Raw genomic sequence first — 19,410 nt, 5'->3', positions numbered from 1 at the left:
CCAAAGCTAACCCCCAATAAAAAACAAATCACCTCCGATATAACGCAGTCGTTTGGCCAGGATTTGGTGACCTGTTCAGCTGAAGATATAGCTATCTCGAAAATATTAAAGATTATGTAGATACTTAAAATGACTAAGTATTTACTTATTGTAACAGCGTGAAGGAACTTAAGGAAGAAAAAAAATGTAAATTTGGACAGGAGAAATAAAATAATTTTTAGAACTATGAGTAATATCACATTTAAAGGTAACCCTGTTAATACGATAGGAGAGCTTCCCACAATAGGTACTGCAGCTAAAGATTTCACCTTGACCGCTAGCGATCTATCTGAAAAAAGCTTGCAGGATTTTAAAGGGAAGTCTATTATTCTTAATATATTTCCGAGTGTAAATACAGGGGTATGTGCCGCATCCGTACGCAAATTTAATGAAGATGCAGCCAAACTGCCTAATACTACTGTTTTATGTATTTCAAAAGACCTGCCTTTTGCGCAAGCCGAGTTTTGCGGTGCAGAAGGAATAGAAAATGTGGTAATGTTATCAGACTTCCGCACTGACTTTGGTAAGGTGTATGGTGTAGAATTGCGAGATAGTCCGTTAAGAGGTTTATTGAGTAGAGCAGTTGTGGTTATAGATGCAGATGGTAAGATAATATATGAAGAACAAGTGCCTGAGATTGCACAGGAGCCAAATTATGATGCTGCGTTAACTGCAGTAAAATAGTGAAGAGGTTATACGATAATTTTATGGTTTTGTAAACAAGCGGCTGTTGTATATCTTATCGCCTTAGGGATTAGGGGCCGTTGAAATTTAAGCATTTAACAGCCCCTAGTTGTTAGAAGTTTTAATCCCATTTTAGTACTGCCCAAATCAAGCTGACAAAAGTGATTATATTAGCTAGGGTGCGGATTGTATGGAAACGGTTCCATGAATTGGAAAAGGCGATCCTTTGCTCATTTAGCTCCTCTGCCGTAGCGACGTAAGTATTAAAATGGTCTAAAGACTCATTGAGAGGAACGTTGCCCATGGCCGTTATCAAAAAGACACCAAAAAAATAGAACGTACAAGCTGCCAAAAGGCAGTAAAAAGAAGAAGTGCTACCTGCTGTTACATAAATTACCCAGGTTGCCATTGGAAGTAAAATTAGTGTGCCAAAGAAACTTAAGAAGAAGGTGGGATTTAACACGGCACGATTGATATGCTGCATTGCTCGAATATATTCTGCATCGGTCAGTCTACTCAAACCGATATTTATAGAACATGAGTAGGCATAGAAAAAACCACTGATCAAGCCGGTTGTCAATGTGGTTAGTAATAAGAGTAGTCTGACTGTCATGGCATTTAGATTTTTTTGGTAAAGATAGCTAGGTGCTAAAATTCAAAATAGAACAAAAGCGACAGTCATTTTTTCCTTATTGAAAATAAAAACCGTACCAGCAGGATCCATAATCCACTGTTTTGTCAGCAGGTATTTATTCTAAGTTATCACATGTGTTTATCTCTCTGCTATTCAGGCAGTCAGTGGTAGAAGTCACGTCAGATGTTTTTAATTCCAGTTATACTTCTGAATGCGTATAATTGTCTACACAATCTAACCAAACCAAGTTGCCATTAACATCAAAGTTTTTAAATGGCATTTTACATTACAGCATAATCTCTCCAATAAGAAACGGTTTGGCTTTACCTGATATTTTAACTCTATCGCCAGTGCTTTCGCACTTGAGAAAACCCATGCGTGAGGAAAGTTGCATGGCTGTCAGTTTTTTCTTTCTAAGTTGTCGCGCCCAATAGGGCGTTAATGTGGTGTGTGCAGAGCCGGTAACGGGGTCTTCGTCAACTCCCGACTGCGGCGCAAAAAAACGTGAGACAAAGTCAACATCTTTCCCTTGGGAGGTGATGATCAGGCCGCGCACGTTCAGAGATTGTATGTAATAGAGATTAGGTGTGGCGGTTGAAATCTGTTCAGTTGTTTGATAAATAAACATGTAATTTGTTTTGCCTTTATATACTTCTATTGGACTGATGCCAATTGCATGCTGAAAGCTTTCTTCAAGAGGTAGTTGTTCGAGTGTGTCGACAGGAAAATCAAGTGAAAAAAAGTCGCCTGATTTTGTTATTGGTAAAGAACCACTCCTAGAAGAGTGAAAGGCAATAGTGTTTCCTGCATGTCCTTCAAAATTGAAAAGTACATAAGCTGCGGCTAAAGTTGCGTGGCCACATAGATCAACCTCTACAGTTGGCGTAAACCACCTAATGTCATAGTAATTTTCTTTCTTTACATAAAATGCCGTCTCTGATAGGTTATTCTCCGCAGCGATACGTTGAAGTATATCGTCTTCCAACCATTGGTTTAACGGGCACACAGCAGCCGGATTGCCTGAGAAGAGTTGATCGGTAAATGCGTCTACTTGGTAAATCTTTATCATTGTTATAAAAATAGCTGTTATAAATTTATATTGCAAATTTTAAATTGCCAATATCAGCTGTAGTTTTTCTTTGGCGAAGAAAACCTTTCTTTTTGACTTGGGAGTTCTGATACAGGTGAGGCAGGTAATGGCTGTGTAAAATGTTAAAACTTTAACATAGTGAAAAGACACAATTACCGACGATTGGCCGTACTTATTAAATCAATATTTATGAGATCAAATCGCTCGTTCAAAATGAACAGATGTCGTAGCTGCTTTTAAGTATGACACGTCACAAAGCGTGAATGTAATCAATATTCAGGTATCAATTTTTTGTTAAGAGTAAAGATGGTTTCCAATTATAGATCGGTTGAGTTAGATATGCTTTTTAGAACGGGTGTCTGCCGGTTTTTTGATATTACTTTTCGATAAATGTTTGTTAATGTGCAAGAGGCGCCCAGAAGGACGACCCTTGCACATTAAATCAGCCCAATATCTTATAGGCTGTTGAGATAATCAACAATCTCGTCTCGCGTCTTGCCGGTTTTTTGCTGTAGCTTTCCGAGCAACTCTTCTTCTTTACCATCTGCGTAAGTTAAGTCATCATCTGTTAACTCTCCCCATTTTTGCTTAACCTTGCCCTTTAATTCATTCCAAGAACCTCTCAATTTTAAGTTACTCATTTTTCCTCCGTTTTGTTAATAGTTACGTTAATAACAGTAGTTGCCAACATTTGTTTGATAACCCTTTTAAGTGCTTTAGTGATAAGGTAAAGCAATAGATGTTACCTGACAGATTTACTTAATGATGAAATTATTTTTTTTAGACTGTCATATTTACATTCGTGTACTTGGTACACGATTTGAAGGAGATAGGGCTAGTTCGCATACCTGAATTTATATTATTTGTTGATTTTGGATGTGAAGAATGGTACAATTTGACAAAAAATAGCGTAACAGTACGATGCTTGTGCTATTTATGCCAAGTAATGATAAAGCCGGAAAATATATCTGGGAATTAAAAACATAAATAAATAATGAAAGTACTTGTAATTGGAGGTGGAAACATGGGGCTAACTTATGCAGAAGCTATTGCCAAATCTAATTTTTTAAATAACGGGGATCTAATGATTTTCGACAAGAGTGAGACTAAGCTCGATGAGTTGCGGGAGCGAAAACTTTTTGATGTATATGATCGTTTGGGAGATTGCCTCCCTCAAGCTGATGTGGTGTTTCTAGCTGTAAAGCCCGTGCACTCCGCTGAACTTATGCAGCAAATGAATCCTCTGGTGAGTAATGAACAGCTGTTTATATCAATTATGGCAGGTGTTACTATCGAGGCAATGAAAAACGGATTAGGTATAACTAAGGTCGTGCGTGCTATGCCAAATTTGCCAGCATTGGTGGGGTTGGGGATGACTTCCTTCACTGCGGCGGCCGAAGTGTCGCGATTGGAGCTCGCTACAGTAGAAAATTTGTTAGATACCACGGGTAGGTCTATAGGAATGGAGTCTGAACAGCAAATTGATGCTTCCACCGGTATATCGGGTAGCGGACCGGCTTATGTTTTTTATTTTATGGAGTCAATGATGGAAGCGGCTTTAAAGATGGGTTTTTCAACAAAAGATGCCCGACTATTAGTTAGCCAAACTTTTTTGGGTGCTATTGAGTTGTTTAATTCTTCTGACCTTAATCCTGACGAATGGATGAGAAAGGTGGCCTCAAAAGGAGGTACTACACAAGCAGCTCTCGAATCAATGGAAGAAAATCATGTGAAGGAGAGGATAAAAGATGCTGCATATGCTGCTTTCAAACGGGCCGCCGAATTGGGAAAGGAATTTGCTGCCAGCTCTACGGCGATTGGCTAAATCAAAACGAAAAAGTCTGGCTCCAAAGCTAGGCTTTTTTGTTCTCATCTTTTGTGGGATTAATCAAAAATATCCTTTAGTTATATATCAACCGCAATGGTGATTTATGCTTCAATTTGGATAATAAGCTGATAAGGATAGAAAGAATTGGGTTGCCCTTTTATTTAAAAAGGTCTGGTGATAAGATATTGAAAATAGCTGATTTCGGGGGGTGATACATTAGATTTCATCAAAGATATTTGCTTCCAGGGATTACCGAAACCCTGAAGAGCAGGTAAAAGAGTAAATAAAGTAAAAATGGAAAATCAATTGGAATCGGAAGACTTATTAGAAATTACTGTTGAAGAATCGCGTGACATCGTTGGCGGTAAAGCCAATTTTTCTAGGGTATGCAGTTCTGTTAGTAGCACTGCAACACCCACAGAAAGCGATCCTTTTTATGGTATCGTTCGTTGTAACAGTGCCAACTAAGTAATTCAACAGTCAATCTAAACCTAATTTTCACTTGCCTTTTTCTCCATTGCTCGATTGATGTATGCTTTGATCAACGCCACTTCTTCCTTGCGGTAAGGTTTAAAACTACCATTGTATAAATCGTGCTGCCAAACACTTGGTTCTGGATCACCCGGTCGATGTCCCCAAGGTAAATGCGTTTGTGTTTTGCCATTTACTAAACCCCAAAGCATACACCCAACCCCTTCTTCAAAAAAAACTGCTAAATTATTTTCAATCGTGGAGCCAGTGGGCCTGTTGAGCCATTCCGTATTAATGAGTGGGCGTCCATGTTTCTTTAATTCTTCTATTTGCTTTTGCAGATTTTCCTGATTACCATAGTTATGAAAAGTGATAATATCCGAATTGTTAAGTATAATCTCGTTGAGACGCTCGTTTTGATCAAATACCCCAATACTTATAGGTTGACTTGGGTTTGCTTCACGGGCTGAAATAATGACTTTTTGGAGAAGAGGTAAAGTGGTTGTGCCAAGCCCGCTATTTGTCGGTTCGTTGTAAAGGTCCCATAACATAATGCGTTGATCGTCCTTGAAGTGACTGATGACGGTTTTTACGTATTGTGCTAATTTTGGATAGCTGCTAGTATCTGTTACCATACTATGTCCTGGACTAGGCGACCAAGCCCAAGCATACCACCCAATTAGCGGTTCTGGTTGTTTACCTGTTTTAGGATCATTTTCAATTCCGAAAGAACAATCATCAAATAAGGCAGGCATAAATTGAATATCATACTTTGCGCATATGTCCATAAAGGTATTCAAAGTGTTTAAGAAATATTGCGGATCTTCTTCGTAAACAGCATACTGTAAAACGGCTCTTAAGGCATTCATGCCTGTTTTTTTTGCCAGCGCCAGCTCTCGCTCTATTGCTTTTGGATCAAAGGATGTTTTATCCCACATGGCAGTGTAATTGATAGCATATGCGGGAATATAATTGAATCCACAATACCAGGAAGTCTTGTTGTACCAATCCCAAGCTTGTTTTTTTGTCCAGCGTTTAGCAGGTATTTGTTGTGCTTGCCCAAAAACTGGTCTTGTTAAATAGTCGGTAACTAAAAATACAAATAGTATGGCTAGCATCTTGTTAAATAGTTTGTCAGACCTTGTATGAACCATTGTACGCATAATTGCTTTTGTTTATTTCAAAATAACGCTCGATTTGATGGATAAAAAAGGGGAATATTGTTTATTTACTGGATAATATTGTTTTTTGATGATATTTTTAGAGATAATAGCTTAATATTGTCTATATATTAGTGTTTTTAACAAGTTTTACAAATGAAAGCAACCTTCGAATCAGTTGCTAATATGGCAGATACCTCTTTTACGATTAGGCATTTTGAAGAAGAATATTTTTCAGCACCTTATCATCATCATCCGGAATTTGAGCTGACCTTTATTATTAAAGGTTATGGCAAGAGGTATGTAGGCACTCGGATGGACGACTATAATAAGGATGATTTAGTCCTATTAGGTAAGAATTTACCTCATTGCTGGAAAACAGAACAGGTTGTTAATGGGGAAATTAATGCGAGCTCCATAGTAATCCAGTTTAAAGAAGATTTTTTAGGCACCAATTTTTTTGATATTCCAGAAATGAAAGCAGTAAGCAGACTGCTTGACTTAAGTAAAAACGGGTTACAGTTTACAGGTCGTGGGGTTCAAGAAGTTTACCATTTAATGCTGGACTTGCTGGATGAACAAAGCCCCGTAAAGAGGGTTTGCCTTTTCCTTACCATTTTAAATAAACTAGCTTTTTGGGAAGATTTTGTAGTGTTGGAAAAAGGGAATCCCTACGACAGTATGGCGGTAGTTGAAAGAGAAAAAATTAATCGTGTGACGGCATACATCGTTGAGCATTTTACTCAAAAGGTGTCTGTAGATGAAGTGGCTGCTTTAGTCCACATGACCCCCCATGCTTTCTGCAAATATTTTAAACGTATAACACGCAAGACACTGATGGAGATGGTTATTGATTATAGAATCGATTTGGCTGCCCGTCAATTAGTTTATACGGATTTGCCGGTGGCTCAGATTGCCTTGGAAAGTGGTTTTAATGATGTGTCTAGCTTTTACAAAACGTTCAGGAAAAGGAAGAAAATAAGCCCATTAACATATCGTAATAGGTTTCTTCAGGTAAACGAAAAAGCCAATTAGCATGGTTTAAGGTTACAAATAAATTACAATTAAAATTTGTATTAGTGTTTTTAGTACACTATCTTTGTTTCATCATAATTTAGGTTTATAATTGGTTAGTAAAGATCTTCAGTCTCCCCGATTGAAGATCTTTTTTATATCGTTTCTTACAGTTAGTGATCTTGTCAGCACATATTCTTACTCCAGTTAATGTATGGTCTATCCATTCTATAGTTGCATCTGCTCCTAATATCGCTTGAAGGCGAATCCAGATTGATAAAGCCTTAATTAGATCCGCGCAGGACCATATACCGGAAAATGCTTTTAATAAGTAAAATAAATCTTGATGATTTTGATATTCAGCCGTATGCTCCTACGCATAGCGTGAGCAACTAAGGGAACTTTTAGGTTTCAGAAAGTTGGTGCCACAAGCTGTTAAGGAAGCTTCTGATGCACTTTGTAACTATCAAACAACTTTGAAACAAGAATGGGAAAGAACCGGACAGTTAAAAACATTGGAAAAAACATAGATTACAATAAAAACTGTTAAATTACGGTTCATATACTTGTTATACAGCGATATTGCTGGCCGAGCAGAATTTATTGATATCGCAATTGGATTTTGTGAACGGTCAATGGGCCAAATGGCGCACTGCTAGAGTGGTACTCAAGTAAATTAAAAAATAAAAGATACGTTATGATGAATGTTAACGCATACTTAGAACGGATTCACCATAGTGGACGCACAGACGTTTCGTTGGAATCGTTGATGGCAATTCATCGTTTGCATCCTAAACATATTCCCTTTGAAAATTTGGATCCATTGACCGGGAAAAATGTTAGCTTGGCGATCGAAGATGTTAATAAGAAACTGGTATATCAACGTAGGGGAGGTTATTGCTTTGAACAAAACTTGCTACTGAAAGAGGCACTCACAGCATTGGGCTTTGAAGTTACGGGTCTTTCGGGGCGAGTAGCGTGGAATATAGACGCATCAGTGATTACGGCGCGTACACATATGTTATTGTTGGTGTTACTCGAGGAACAACAATATGTTGTAGATGTTGGTTTTGGCGTGATGACATTAACTGCGCCTTTGCTCTTGGCACCCAATGTCGTGCAGGAGACCCCACACGGTATTTTTCGGATAATAAAGAAAGAAAAGATCTATTTACAACAAGTTTTAATAGAAAAGGAGTGGCGACCCGTCTATTATTTTGATACAGAACCAACTGCCCCTGCTGATTATGAAGTGGGTAACTGGTACGTGTCAACCCATCCTAATTCTCACTTTAGAAAACAGTTGATTGCAGCGAAAGTCGATGATGGGGTTCGCTACTCTTTGAACGATAATGTGCTAACTATCCGTTTCTTGAGTGGTAAGAAGGAAACGCAAGTACTTCGATCCGTAGAAGAGGTCTTGCAGGTTTTAAACGGGCTGTTTGGTATTCAGACCGAAGGGGTTGATAAACTAGCTGTAAGGTTGGCAGACATCAATGCTAGCTTAAATAGATATTAACAAACATATTGAGAGATTTCTTGTTATTATGTATAATAAACTTGCTTTATAAAGTAGTAATGAAAATAGGTTATAAATAATTAATATCTTGATTATGAATAAGGATAAAAAAGAAGCGTCAAAAAACGAGATGAAAAAATCAGAGAGTAAATCAAATCCCTCCGCTGCAGCATTAAAAGCTATTAAAGACCGGGATGAGAGTTTTTCGGATAGTAAACATCCAAGAAAACACGATGCTCCAAAGACAAGTAGAAATCCGAAGGGATTTTCATAAATTTTAAGTCAAAGCTTAACGTTACGCAAAAACAGTCAGGATCGGCCTCTAGCGTAGGAGAAGAGCTTGCGAACGGAGATATATGATGCACTCACCTATGGTAGCTAATACACAGATCGAGTTATTGGCTTATATTTAGCGTTCCGGCAACAGGGCTTTGATCTCGAATTTCTTCACTGGCTAATTTAATCATTTGCTCATTTTCATTAAGGTTGCCATAAATTTCAGTTTTATCATCTGTCTGACGACCTAACTTTATAGGTACCCACTTCGTGCTATCATGTTCAACCTTAATGATATACGTTCCCATGGTAGATTCCAGAATTGATTCAGAGGGTACTATAAAGGTTTCATCTTGCCCGTTAAGTGGGATGTCTACCTCTGTAATCATACCTGGTAATAATTGTTTATCTGTATTGTTGACATCCATTTCCACGCGTTGCGCACGCAAACGGGTGTCGAGCGCCCCGGCAAGTCTGTTAACTTTTGCCGTAAAGGGTTTATGCGGAAGAGCTTTGACAGTAAAACTTACCTCATGCTGTTTTTTGAGATAAGAAGAGTAAAGTTCTGGTACGCTCACCACCAGACGCAGCTTATCTTGTTCCTGTAAAGTAAATATTGGTAGCTCTGAACCTTTTCCCGATGGGCCCACATACGCTCCGGAACTTACATTTCTTCCAGTAATTATTCCAGCGAAAGGGGCTCTTATTTCAAGATAATTCTTATTATCGTCCACTTCCTTGTATGCTGCTTTGGCAGCTTCGAATTGCGCAAGGTCGGAGTTTTGTTTCGCCAACGCCAGGTCGAGATCATTTTGTGATACCGTGCCGGGTGTCTTGCTGGTTTCCAGCAGACGATCATAAGTCGCTTTACTGGCTAGATAAACTGCCTCTTGAGATTTTAAACGAGACGCCGCCCCGGATAGCTGAGAAGTAATCTCAGGAGCTTCCATAGCAGCTAATAATTGGCCGGCCTTCACTTCACTTCCAACATCTACATATAGCCGCTTTACAAAACTATTGACTTTTGCATAGATGTCAACTTGCTGATAGGCAATGAGCTCACCGGGTATCCGGATGACAGAAACTAATTGCCCCTTAGTTAATTGAAAGGTTTCAATAACGGCAGTATTGCTATCGTCGCGTGCTTTTTCAGCGCTATTGGACGGTGAAGCGCATTTAGCGAAGATGCACACAATGGGGGAAAAGCAGCACAAAGTGATAATTCGATTAATATTCATGGCTTAATTTTTTAATTTCTTTTAGTGATAGAAGGTATATAGTGAATGCTTTCCTCATCTTCTGGATCAAGCGAAACACTTTGTATACTTGTTTTATTTTGTCCCCATGCAAATACTAGAGGTAAAATAAATAGTGCAGCAAAGGTTGAAGCGATTAACCCTCCAATAACCGCTCTTCCAAGTGGTGCGGATTGATCACCGGCCTCTCCCAGTCCACTGGCTAATGGGATCATGCCTACTATCATGGCCAAGGCCGTCATAACTATAGGGCGTAACCGGAGGGAAGCAGCTTTAGTAGCGGAAAGAATGGAATCTCCGGTTGTCATTCGTATTTCCTCTGCATTGGTTATCAACAAAACCGCATTGGATATCGACACACCTACTGACATAATCAAGCCCATATAGGATTGCAGGTTTAAAGTAGCCCCTGTAAGCATGAGCAATGCCGTTGATCCCATGATGACAGCGGGTACGGTAGCTAAAACGATACCAGAAACTTTAAAAGATTGGAAGTTAGCGGCTAACATCAGAAAGATAACTACTATTGCAATCAGTAGCCCACCTTCGAGACTGCCCATCGTTTCCTCAAGCGTATCACTTAAGCCAATTAATTCTACTTCAAGACCTCTCGGTAATTCTCCCATTGATGCGATGGACGCTTTTACGTCCGTAGCAGCTGTACCCAAATCTTTGTCACTAATATTAGCCGTTACGGTGAGCATCGGCATGGCTCCCAGGTTATCCACCTCACCGTACGTGGTACCTGTTGTGAGTTGGGAAACATCACCCAGTACCGGCCGGGAACTGTTCCTTAGCAAAGGGATTTCGCTGATCTCATCCATATTATTCATCTTACCTTCGGGTATTTGTACCTGTACACTGTAGCTATTGCCGATTGTTTGATCAATCCATATATTTTTGTCCGTATATCTTGATGAGGAAGTAGATGCTATAAGCGATCGGGATATATCGTTCATATCGACACCCAATTGTGCTGCTCGCATGCGATCCACTTCAATATTTATGGCAGGATATTTAGTAGACTGACCCAGCTGTACATCGCGTAAGTAGTCTATTGCCTGTAGTTTGGTAATCAATTGGTGTGCATACGCTTCATTGAGTTTCTTGTCCCTGCCCGAAAAACGTACCTCAATAGGGGTTGGAGAACCTTGACTTAATATCTTTTCTGTCAACTCAATCGGTTCGAACGAGGGTTTTATTTCGGGCATACGTTTCGTTAATGCGGTACGGATCTGCTCTTTTAATTCGTCGATATCTGTATGGAAGTGTTCTTCCAGTGCGACTTGTATAACCGATTCATGTGGTCCGGCCATCCATAAGTAGATGGGGCTTGTAGAAAATAAAGAGGGGTGCGTACCCACATAAGCAGATGTAATCGACACATTATCCGGCCCTACGAGTTCTCTGATCTCATCTATCGCTTGGGCGGTTTTGCGCTCGGTTGCTTCAATTCGAGTGCCTTCAGGGGCACGTAAGCGCACTTGAAACTGATTGCCGTTTACTTTAGGTAGCACATCACGGCCAATTTGTGACATCAATAATGTAGCTAATGCACAAATAAGGATTAGATAAGCGATTACGATAGGCTTTCTATGCGGGATCAGGCGTTCCAGAAAACGTAAATATCGGTTACGTAGGCGTTCAAAAATACCGATTTTTCCGTCACGGTTAATATCCGCTGATTCAGCGGAAGCGATTTTTTGCTCCGTCGACGATGGTTGCTGTCTAGTTTCCGTTGAGGGAGTAGCCTGATCCTTTTGATGGTGTTTGATTTTCATGATCCAGTTGGCCATGATAGGTACAAAGGTCTGTGCGAGAAAATAGGAAGCGATCATACTGAATCCTATGGCCAAAGCCAGAGGAAGGAAGAGGGATCCCGGGATACCACCCATGGTAAAGGCCGGGGCAAAAACAGCCAATATACAAAATAGAATGAGCAGTTTAGGAAAGGCAATTTCTTTACAAGCCTCCCAGATGGCTAAAGCCTTGGGTTTGCCCATATCCAGATGTTGATGGATGTTTTCAATGGTTACCGTACTTTCATCCACCAGTATACCAATGGCCAGGGCAAGGCCACTTAAGGTCATGATGTTGATGGTTTGTCCAAAAAGATCGAGAAATAGAATACCCGATATAATGGAAGTAGGAATCGTTAATATTACGATGAGGGCCCCGCGCAGGTCGCCAAGAAAAAGCACCACCATTAGACCCGTTAAAATAGCCCCAATGGCCCCCTCTGTAAGCAGGCTTTTAACAGAATTCATAACATACACCGATTGATCGAATTCATAGCTGACTTCTACATCTTCTGGTAACTGACTTTGAATTTGAGGTACAGCAGCCTTTAGGTTTTTTACGACTTCCCAAGTGGAAGCGTCGGCACTTTTGGCTATGTTAAGATATACAGAACGTTTGCCATTTACAAGGGCATACCCCGAAGTAATATCGGCCGCATCTTGCACATTAGCTACATCTCGCAGGTACAGGTTTTGTACACCCTCTTTAAATAAGGGGATATCTTCAAAGTCTTTTACTTGTTTTATGGTTGTATTAGTAGGGGTGATATAATTTTTATCGGCAATCCGGACATTTCCCGAAGGTGCCGTTTGATTATTTAAACGAAGTGCCTCCACCAACTGATCGGGCGTCATATTATGCGACCGTAATAAGGCCGGGTCGGCATTAATAACTACGGTACGAACGTTGCCACCAAAAGGGGGAGGAGCTACCAATCCGCTTATTGAGGTGAAGGAAGATCGAACATAGGTGTTAGCTAAATCGGACAACTCATTATTATTACGTGTTTTACTACTGATTACCAGCTGACCAACTGGCAAGGTAGAGGCGTCGAAACGAATAATAAATGGTGGATTGGACCCGGGAGGGAAAACAGCTTGGATACGGTTGGTGAATGAGGCGAGTTCACCCGCGGCCTGTGCCATATCGGTTCCGGGATAAAAACTTAACTTCATCAGGGTTAAACCCTGAATGTTTTTTGTCTCAATACTCTTCAAACCATTGGTATATAATAATATGTTAACATATTGCTTAGCAAAAAATGATTCCATCTGCTCCGGCGTGTATCCTGTGAATGGATGCGATATATAGATGACAGGCATGTCGAGTTTTGGGAATATGTCGATCTTTATAGATGTAACGGCTTTAATGCCGAAGAAGAATAGCCCTGCTACAATAACCATGATGGTTATAGGTTTACGTAATGCAAAGCGAATTAAATTCATAGTAGCTAGTTTATGTGCGTTTTACTAATTTTTTCAATTGAAAAAACAATTACTTATGATGTAACTTTATCAATAAATAAACTGAAATCTCCAGCGGCGGCCGCTTTATAAAGCAAAGCCTGCCAAAGGTTATTGTATGCAATATCACGATCTGTTTCCGCTCTTATTAAAGCATAGAGTGCCTGCGTGACATCCACCAGGTTGGTAAGTCCGTTTTTATATAATACGGTCTTCTGTAAGAAAGCATCTGAAGCGGCTTTAATCTGTGTAGGCACCTCCCGATAATTGCTGAGTGCATTTTGTATTTTAGTATCTGCGAGAACGAGTTGGGCACTTAATTGTTGGTTTGCCAGTTCATATTCATTTGCCAATGCGCGGTTGTTGAAGTCTTGTGCTTTTAATTGTTTTGAAACGCGGAGTGGTTGGGTAATGTTCCAGGTAAGGCCGATGCCAATGAGGTAATTGCTACGGGTAGGTTTGATTCCTTCAAAATAATTTTGTGTATATGATGTTTGATTTACTGCGTAATCACTGTAAAAGCCGGATCCCCGTGTTTGCATGACACCTATTAACGAAAAGGTTGGGTAATAGAATGTTTTTAGATATTTCGATTGTTCTTCACCTACGTTGATGCGTGATTGGTACCATTGTAGAACGGGATGCGCTTTTAAATCGAGTGTTACTACATGCTCGATATCACGAGGCACATTTGAAATAAAAATACTATCGAGTATAAACTCTTGGGCCGGAACGCCCATGAGCTGAGCCAAAGAATTAGCCTGTTCCTGTTCGGTGTCTTTTGCGTTCGTGAACGCTATTTTGGCATTAGATACTTCTGCATTCGCTAAAGAAGAGTCTACCCCGGCAATTAATCCATTAGATGCTCTGGTCACCACTACTTGCCGAAAGGTATCGGCTCTATGAAGATTTTTTTCATAAGATTGTGTGAGTTTTTGTGCGGCTAACAAATTTAGGTAAGCGGCTGCTACTTTTACTTGATGATTAAAAAGTTCTTGTTGTAGATCCCTATTTTCTCTATCGGCTGTTTGTTGGGCGACTTTTATGCGCTCTTTTGCTCTTCCGAAAGCAAAAAAATCCCAGTTGATATTAGCTAAATAAAGCGAACCAAAAGCAGCATTCCAGTTCTGGTTCGGGAGTGGCAGACCGGAAGAAGCTACGCCATATCCCCCAAAACCATAGAGCGGCCCATTTTGTCCGTTGATGGTTCCGTAATCTTGTTGACCTGAAAGCACGAGATTCGGGAGATATTCCCGCTTTGCGTGTTCGGCGCTAAGCCGTGCAGCTTGCGCAAAATTTTCTTTGGCTTTAACGGTACTGTAATTATTTACGGCGGTATTCAGCGCTTCTTTCAGGCTTAAAATTTCCTGCGCTTCCAAACCATTTGTAAGGGCTAATGGCAAAAGACATGTTATAAGATGTCTTATTACGCTTCTGAATCTGTATTTCACAAAAATATTACGTATTGTTAATGTCTTTTGTAAAATTCGTACACGATTTTGAAGAAATTTTGAAGAAAATGCGCTGATTTTTGATATTCTTCTGTTTTATTGTAACAATTTGCTGGTAGATGTTTTACCTGCCATCATTGTTGTTGTTTTAGTGAGCGCTGTCTCCGGAAATATCACCTTTAATGTATGTAAACCGTTTTGATACACGTAGGATATGTTGAAATTATTCAATTCACATATTCTCTTGACAATAGAAAGACCCAAGCCTATGCTGTTGTTGCATTGATTGCTTTTTTTGAAGCGTTGGAACAGTTCTTCGGTAGGACAGAAGGGTGCCGGTCCGGTGTTGCTGATGCTGATGCCTGCGCTATTGACGGTTAAAAATATATTGCCATTGTTTATATTATGACGGATGGCGTTGCTTAATAGGTTGTCATACAGCATGTCCGCCAGTGCGGCATTCATTTTTAAATAGACGGATCCCTCGATTTGAGGATCGATAGTAATGCCTTTGATACTTATGCGATCTTCGTAAACAGATAGCAGTTCTCGCACATGCTGTGAAAAATCGATCTCATGGGTGACTTCGAACTCCTGATTTTCGAGCTTTGTTAATAATAAAAGTGAATGATTGATCCTGGAAAGTTTTTCGATAGCATTCTGCATATCAACAATGAGTAGTGCCTGGTTACTTTGGATGGTTGTTTCTGTCAAAAGTTCAAGTTTGCTACGTAAAATTGCTAATGGGGTCTGCAGCTCGTGAGAAGCATTTTCGCTGAACTCTTTGACTAATCCATATTCGTTTATAGCTTTATCTGTCATTCTTTTCAAGAATTGATTGAGTTCCTTGAATTCGATAGTGTTGGTGGCTGTTAAAATTAATGGTTGCTTTTTCCGGATACTGAATTGTTGAATGTTTCGAAGGGTTTGATTGAAAGGCGATAAAATTTTTTTGGATACTAGGCGTACGGTTGCCAGTACAATGAGACTGGTAATCAATATTTTAATGATAGCTGTTTGGAGCATGCCATTAAAAATTTGCCGGGACTGGGTAACGTAGTTATATGATGAAACTTTGTAAAAGTGATTATTGATGGCATAGTAACTGGTAACGGTGATGCGGCATTCATCGTCAGTGTTTTGGGCATCATAGCATTGCTTCAGTACGTTTACTTTTTCTTCGGGTATAGGTGTGTCAAGCGGTGTAATAACAATAGGCCTGCCTTGTGTATACTTATCGGGAGCGACGCCTTCACTTAATTGTTTTGACACTTCGTCGTTAACGGTTTTAAGCCGTTCGATTTCTGAATTATCTATTCTTTTACGAATACCGTTAAAGGTATTGAGCATGCTAATCGGTGTAATTAAAAGAATAATTCCGATGAACCATAGCGTAAATTTATTGGCGAGTTTCATCTATGTAATGTATTCGTTTTTATATGTGTTCTGAGGCAAGCATCAAGTTACCTCTTAGTTGTTTGTTACTATTATTCGTTATTTTATATGATATTAATGTATTCACAATGTTTGGTTCACTTATTAGTCTTTGATGAACCTATTTTTTTATGTCTTATGAATATTAAATTTATACCCTAAACCGTATACTGTGCTAATATAATCTTCACCGCCGGCATGATTGATTTTTTTACGAAGATTTTTGACGTGCTGATAAACAAAATCTAAGTTGCTGAGATTGTCTGTATAATCACCCCACAGGTGATTGGCTATCGCTTGTCGGGAGATTACCCGGTTTTTATTGACTAGGAAATAAAGAAGCAGCTCGAATTCTTTCTTGGTAATGTCAACAGTTTTTCCATATATCTGTAATTCAAAGGTATTCGTGTTAAGGGTTATTTCTTTAAAAGATACTATGCTGTTGCCATCTAGATTTTTTCTCCGATGAATAGCTCTTAGTCGCGCATGAAGCTCCGGTAAATAAAACGGTTTGGTGAGGTAGTCGTCGGCACCACTTTCCAGACCTTGTATCCGATCATCGAGCGCTCCTTTGGCAGACACAATCAATATGGGGCTTTGTATATGTTCGCTTTTCATGAAATGCAATAATTCTAGGCCATTTCCATCAGGCAACATAATATCCAGGACAATACAGTCGTAAGAATAGAAAAGCAACTTCTCACGAGCTTGATCCATGTTATAAGCCAGTTCACAGATATAATTTTCGTGAGCAAGATAATCGTAAATGCTGCTGGCAAGCTCTTCATTATCTTCTATGGCCAATATTTTCATCTTTCTAAACTTGTGTTTTAAGGCGATGAAACCCTGCCTACCGTAGGTAGAGTTACATAGGCTTTCTCAATTGTAATATTTTACTTTTAAGGGCGATAGCTAATTTATGTAGGTTCCACTTCTTAAACTTTATTTTTAAATAAACATAGCTAAAGTTTATGCTTCAAACAACACTTTCTATCTTTAGTATGCGAATTTGAAGCAAAATATACGCAAATTCTGAGATAATTTTGAAGTTGATGGCAAATCTGTTAAATAGTGTTAAATATAGTGAGCTATTTGTAACCTTGCAAAATATCTCGCGTCTTATGGGTAGTTTTTGTTTATATTGGGTTTGTTAAGCCCTGCAAAAAGTAAAACGTTGCAGGGCTTATTTTTAACTTTGATATTGTCATGAAAATGTGAATTCGATAAAAATATTTTTAATAGTGTATAATACACACTATCTTTGTGTCATTCATAATTTAGGTTTATAATTGGTTAGTTAAGACCTTCAATCTCCCCGGTTGGAGGTCTTTTTTATTTGGTCACGCGCAAGGCCATTTAGTCGGCTTTGTACTCAAAATTCTAAATAGCTTAGTACGGAAATCAGATGGATTGGCTATCAATCTATTTCGAATGAAAACTCGTCGTAGTCTTTGGTTCGCCAAGCCAAATGTTGTGTAGTAGGCGAAATAGCGAAGAAGGGAGAGAATGTCTTGACTTTTACGGTCTTCTCATTGGGAAGAAATTCCAATATCCTTAGCCAACCATCGCCTCCATTGCCATGCCAACCACCACCGAGCGCTTGAGCATTGAACACCATTTGTTGCACTCTTTTACCCGCCGCATTTACATCCGTCTTAAATGCGACATGTGCCTGTTCGTCATCTGGTGCACCGATATGTCCGGCAAAAACCAGAACTATATTTTTTGATGGTTTGACAAGTTTTTCCCAGATGGCCTTACCGTAGTTCGCTTCCTCCACTGCGTAATGCTCTTGCTTTATATATTCGTTATTGGCATTTAGATAGGAGTGTGTTAACAAAACAACTTTGTGTTGTTGATATCTAGGCGCATCAACAACTTCCTTAGCCCAGGCTAGTGTCTTATCATGTGGTGCAAATTCCAAAACCATAAAAAGGTATTTGGTGCCTTGAGGGGAGATGAATTCATAAGCGGCATTGGTGAGGCTCGGCCGACCTTGAACATCTAGGCCGACCTCTTTTAAAAGCGCTTGCGATTTTGAGTTCTTATCGGCGGGAAAATAGTCGTTGTAAACAGTTTCGCGATTTTCGGCACTTTTAAATCCGTAGTCATGATTGCCTGTTGCCGCTATGTAGGCCACTTTGCCGTCAAGTCTGCCAAAAGATCTAGCAACTGATCGCCATTGTTCGCCACTGTTTTGATCACCATTTTTTCCATCGCCTGTTAAGATGTTGTTTTGCTCTACCAAATCGCCGGTGCAAAGGACCATACCGATATTTAAGGGTTGAATATTCTCACTGATCCATGCGGTCATCAATTCGAAAATAGGTTGGTTACGCGCAAACTTTACGTAGGTTTGAGGGTCTGGCAGCAGTACCATTGACCATGAGCTTGAATCTGTAAGGGCTGGCCGAATGTACGATTGGCAATGGGCAAGGGAGTTAGTGAAACAGTTTATCCAAATTATTAAAATACATATAGTTACCACGAAGCGTTTCATAGGTATCCTCCTTCTTTAAGTAGCTCTGCCCAGGCTTTATACCCATCAATGGTAAGGTGTAATCCGTCATAGGTATAGTTGGCTTTCAGACACTTGTTCGAATCGAGAAAAGCAGGATAAAGATCAATGAGTTGCACGTTTTTGATCTGCGTTAATTTCTTAAGTCCTTGATTAACGTAGAGAATGTGTTCATCCTTACCATAGTGGTTTTTAAATTTATTGAATGTTTCGTTTACCGGGAGTAGGGTCTGAAAATAGATTTCGGTAGCAGAAGAACCTTTTTGTATTCTGTCGATTATTTTTTCATAATTGCAAAGAATGATGTCGTCGGGAATGTTTCTGGAGATATCATTAATACCTATGAGAACAAATACTTTTGCTGGTTGCCCTGCTATTATATCATCTAAACGTTCGAGTACCCCAAAGGTAATATCTCCAGATATTCCACGGTTTTTTGCTTCAGGAATTTGTAATAGTTCGCTCCAATCTGTACCGGCAGAGATGCTGTTGCCTAAAAATATGATATCTTGTTTACTTTTTTTAAATGATTTGAACTGGTTTACCTTTAGCTGGTAACTATCAGGTCTATGGGTGCTATCCCATACACTGGATTGAGCATGCAACTGGTTAACGCAAAAGCAAAAGCATATGGTAAATAATTTTATCAGGTTCATAATAAATGTTTTTCTTGTAATATCGGTGCGCTTCTAATACAGCAATATCATTTTTCCCTAGGCTGAGCTTTTTTTAAGGTTCAACCTAGGGAAGAATCTTTTTATTTAACTGTAAAG

General features: G+C 39.5%; 17 protein-coding genes. 6 read left to right on the top strand and 11 right to left on the bottom strand.

Annotated features, from left to right (window positions below; translation table 11 throughout):
• Window positions 1-225: 225 nt before the first annotated feature.
• Window positions 226-723: a thiol peroxidase gene (tpx, locus tag H8S90_RS21095; RefSeq protein WP_187339770.1), complete on the top strand. Its 498-nt coding sequence runs from the start codon at window positions 226-228 to the stop codon at window positions 721-723.
• Window positions 724-844: 121 nt separating this feature from the next.
• Here the strand turns inward: tpx and H8S90_RS21090 are convergent, their stop codons facing one another.
• The 3 genes from H8S90_RS21090 to H8S90_RS21080 all read right to left on the bottom strand — a co-directional run bounded on the left by H8S90_RS21090 (window position 845) and on the right by H8S90_RS21080 (window position 3,088).
• Window positions 845-1,336 (bottom strand): DUF1772 domain-containing protein, encoded by a 492-nt coding sequence (locus tag H8S90_RS21090; protein ID WP_187339769.1) that lies wholly within the window; start codon window positions 1,334-1,336, stop codon window positions 845-847.
• A gap of 307 nt (window positions 1,337-1,643) precedes the next feature.
• A complete protein-coding gene (locus tag H8S90_RS21085; protein ID WP_187339768.1) occupies window positions 1,644-2,426 on the bottom strand; it encodes a PhzF family phenazine biosynthesis protein in 783 nt (260 codons plus the stop codon).
• Window positions 2,427-2,902: 476 nt separating this feature from the next.
• Window positions 2,903-3,088, bottom strand: a complete 186-nt coding sequence (locus H8S90_RS21080; RefSeq protein WP_187339767.1) for a CsbD family protein — start codon at window positions 3,086-3,088, stop codon at window positions 2,903-2,905.
• 353 nt (window positions 3,089-3,441) lie between these two features.
• On the opposite strand from H8S90_RS21080, the gene proC reads away from it, so the two are divergent.
• Both proC and H8S90_RS21070 read left to right on the top strand, forming a co-directional pair.
• Window positions 3,442-4,272 (top strand): pyrroline-5-carboxylate reductase, encoded by an 831-nt coding sequence (proC, locus tag H8S90_RS21075; protein ID WP_187339766.1) that lies wholly within the window; start codon window positions 3,442-3,444, stop codon window positions 4,270-4,272.
• Window positions 4,273-4,569: 297 nt separating this feature from the next.
• Window positions 4,570-4,743, top strand: coding sequence for a hypothetical protein (locus tag H8S90_RS21070; protein ID WP_187339765.1), 174 nt, complete (start codon window positions 4,570-4,572; stop codon window positions 4,741-4,743).
• A gap of 23 nt (window positions 4,744-4,766) precedes the next feature.
• On the opposite strand, the gene H8S90_RS21065 is transcribed toward H8S90_RS21070, so the two are convergent.
• Entirely contained in the window at window positions 4,767-5,909 is a 1,143-nt protein-coding gene (locus H8S90_RS21065; RefSeq protein ID WP_187339764.1) for a cellulase family glycosylhydrolase, read from the bottom strand.
• A gap of 153 nt (window positions 5,910-6,062) precedes the next feature.
• On the opposite strand from H8S90_RS21065, the gene H8S90_RS21060 reads away from it, so the two are divergent.
• The 3 genes from H8S90_RS21060 (at window position 6,063) to H8S90_RS21050 (ending at window position 8,713) form a co-directional block, all read left to right on the top strand.
• Entirely contained in the window at window positions 6,063-6,941 is an 879-nt protein-coding gene (locus tag H8S90_RS21060) for an AraC family transcriptional regulator (protein WP_187339763.1), read from the top strand.
• 676 nt (window positions 6,942-7,617) lie between these two features.
• Window positions 7,618-8,439 (top strand): arylamine N-acetyltransferase, encoded by an 822-nt coding sequence (locus H8S90_RS21055; protein WP_187339762.1) that lies wholly within the window; start codon window positions 7,618-7,620, stop codon window positions 8,437-8,439.
• A gap of 94 nt (window positions 8,440-8,533) precedes the next feature.
• Entirely contained in the window at window positions 8,534-8,713 is a 180-nt protein-coding gene (locus H8S90_RS21050; protein ID WP_187339761.1) for a hypothetical protein, read from the top strand.
• Between the two features lie 121 nt (window positions 8,714-8,834).
• On the opposite strand, the gene H8S90_RS21045 is transcribed toward H8S90_RS21050, so the two are convergent.
• The 7 genes from H8S90_RS21045 to H8S90_RS21015 all read right to left on the bottom strand — a co-directional run bounded on the left by H8S90_RS21045 (window position 8,835) and on the right by H8S90_RS21015 (window position 19,293).
• On the bottom strand, window positions 8,835-9,953 hold the full coding sequence (locus tag H8S90_RS21045; protein ID WP_187339760.1) for an efflux RND transporter periplasmic adaptor subunit: 1,119 nt from the start codon (window positions 9,951-9,953) through the stop codon (window positions 8,835-8,837).
• Window positions 9,954-9,964: 11 nt separating this feature from the next.
• On the bottom strand, window positions 9,965-13,216 hold the full coding sequence (locus tag H8S90_RS21040) for an efflux RND transporter permease subunit (protein ID WP_187339759.1): 3,252 nt from the start codon (window positions 13,214-13,216) through the stop codon (window positions 9,965-9,967).
• Between the two features lie 53 nt (window positions 13,217-13,269).
• Complete coding sequence (locus H8S90_RS21035) at window positions 13,270-14,637, bottom strand: TolC family protein (protein WP_255501684.1); 1,368 nt, start codon at window positions 14,635-14,637, stop codon at window positions 13,270-13,272.
• A 144-nt stretch (window positions 14,638-14,781) separates the two neighbouring features.
• The gene (locus H8S90_RS21030; protein WP_187339758.1) at window positions 14,782-16,101 is read right to left on the bottom strand and encodes a HAMP domain-containing sensor histidine kinase; all 1,320 of its coding nucleotides are present in this window, start codon (window positions 16,099-16,101) and stop codon (window positions 14,782-14,784) included.
• A 147-nt stretch (window positions 16,102-16,248) separates the two neighbouring features.
• Window positions 16,249-16,932 carry a response regulator transcription factor gene (locus tag H8S90_RS21025; protein ID WP_187339757.1) on the bottom strand — a complete coding sequence of 228 codons (684 nt, stop codon included), beginning with the start codon at window positions 16,930-16,932 and terminating at the stop codon, window positions 16,249-16,251.
• Window positions 16,933-17,536: 604 nt separating this feature from the next.
• Window positions 17,537-18,499: a metallophosphoesterase gene (locus H8S90_RS21020; RefSeq protein WP_255501683.1), complete on the bottom strand. Its 963-nt coding sequence runs from the start codon at window positions 18,497-18,499 to the stop codon at window positions 17,537-17,539.
• A 116-nt stretch (window positions 18,500-18,615) separates the two neighbouring features.
• Window positions 18,616-19,293: a GDSL-type esterase/lipase family protein gene (locus H8S90_RS21015; RefSeq protein WP_187339755.1), complete on the bottom strand. Its 678-nt coding sequence runs from the start codon at window positions 19,291-19,293 to the stop codon at window positions 18,616-18,618.
• Between the last annotated feature and the right edge of the window lie 117 nt (window positions 19,294-19,410).

Origin of the sequence: Olivibacter sp. SDN3 (assembly GCF_014334135.1) — a bacterium.
Taxonomy (GTDB): domain Bacteria; phylum Bacteroidota; class Bacteroidia; order Sphingobacteriales; family Sphingobacteriaceae; genus Olivibacter.
This window is presented reverse-complemented; position numbering and strand designations above follow the sequence as displayed.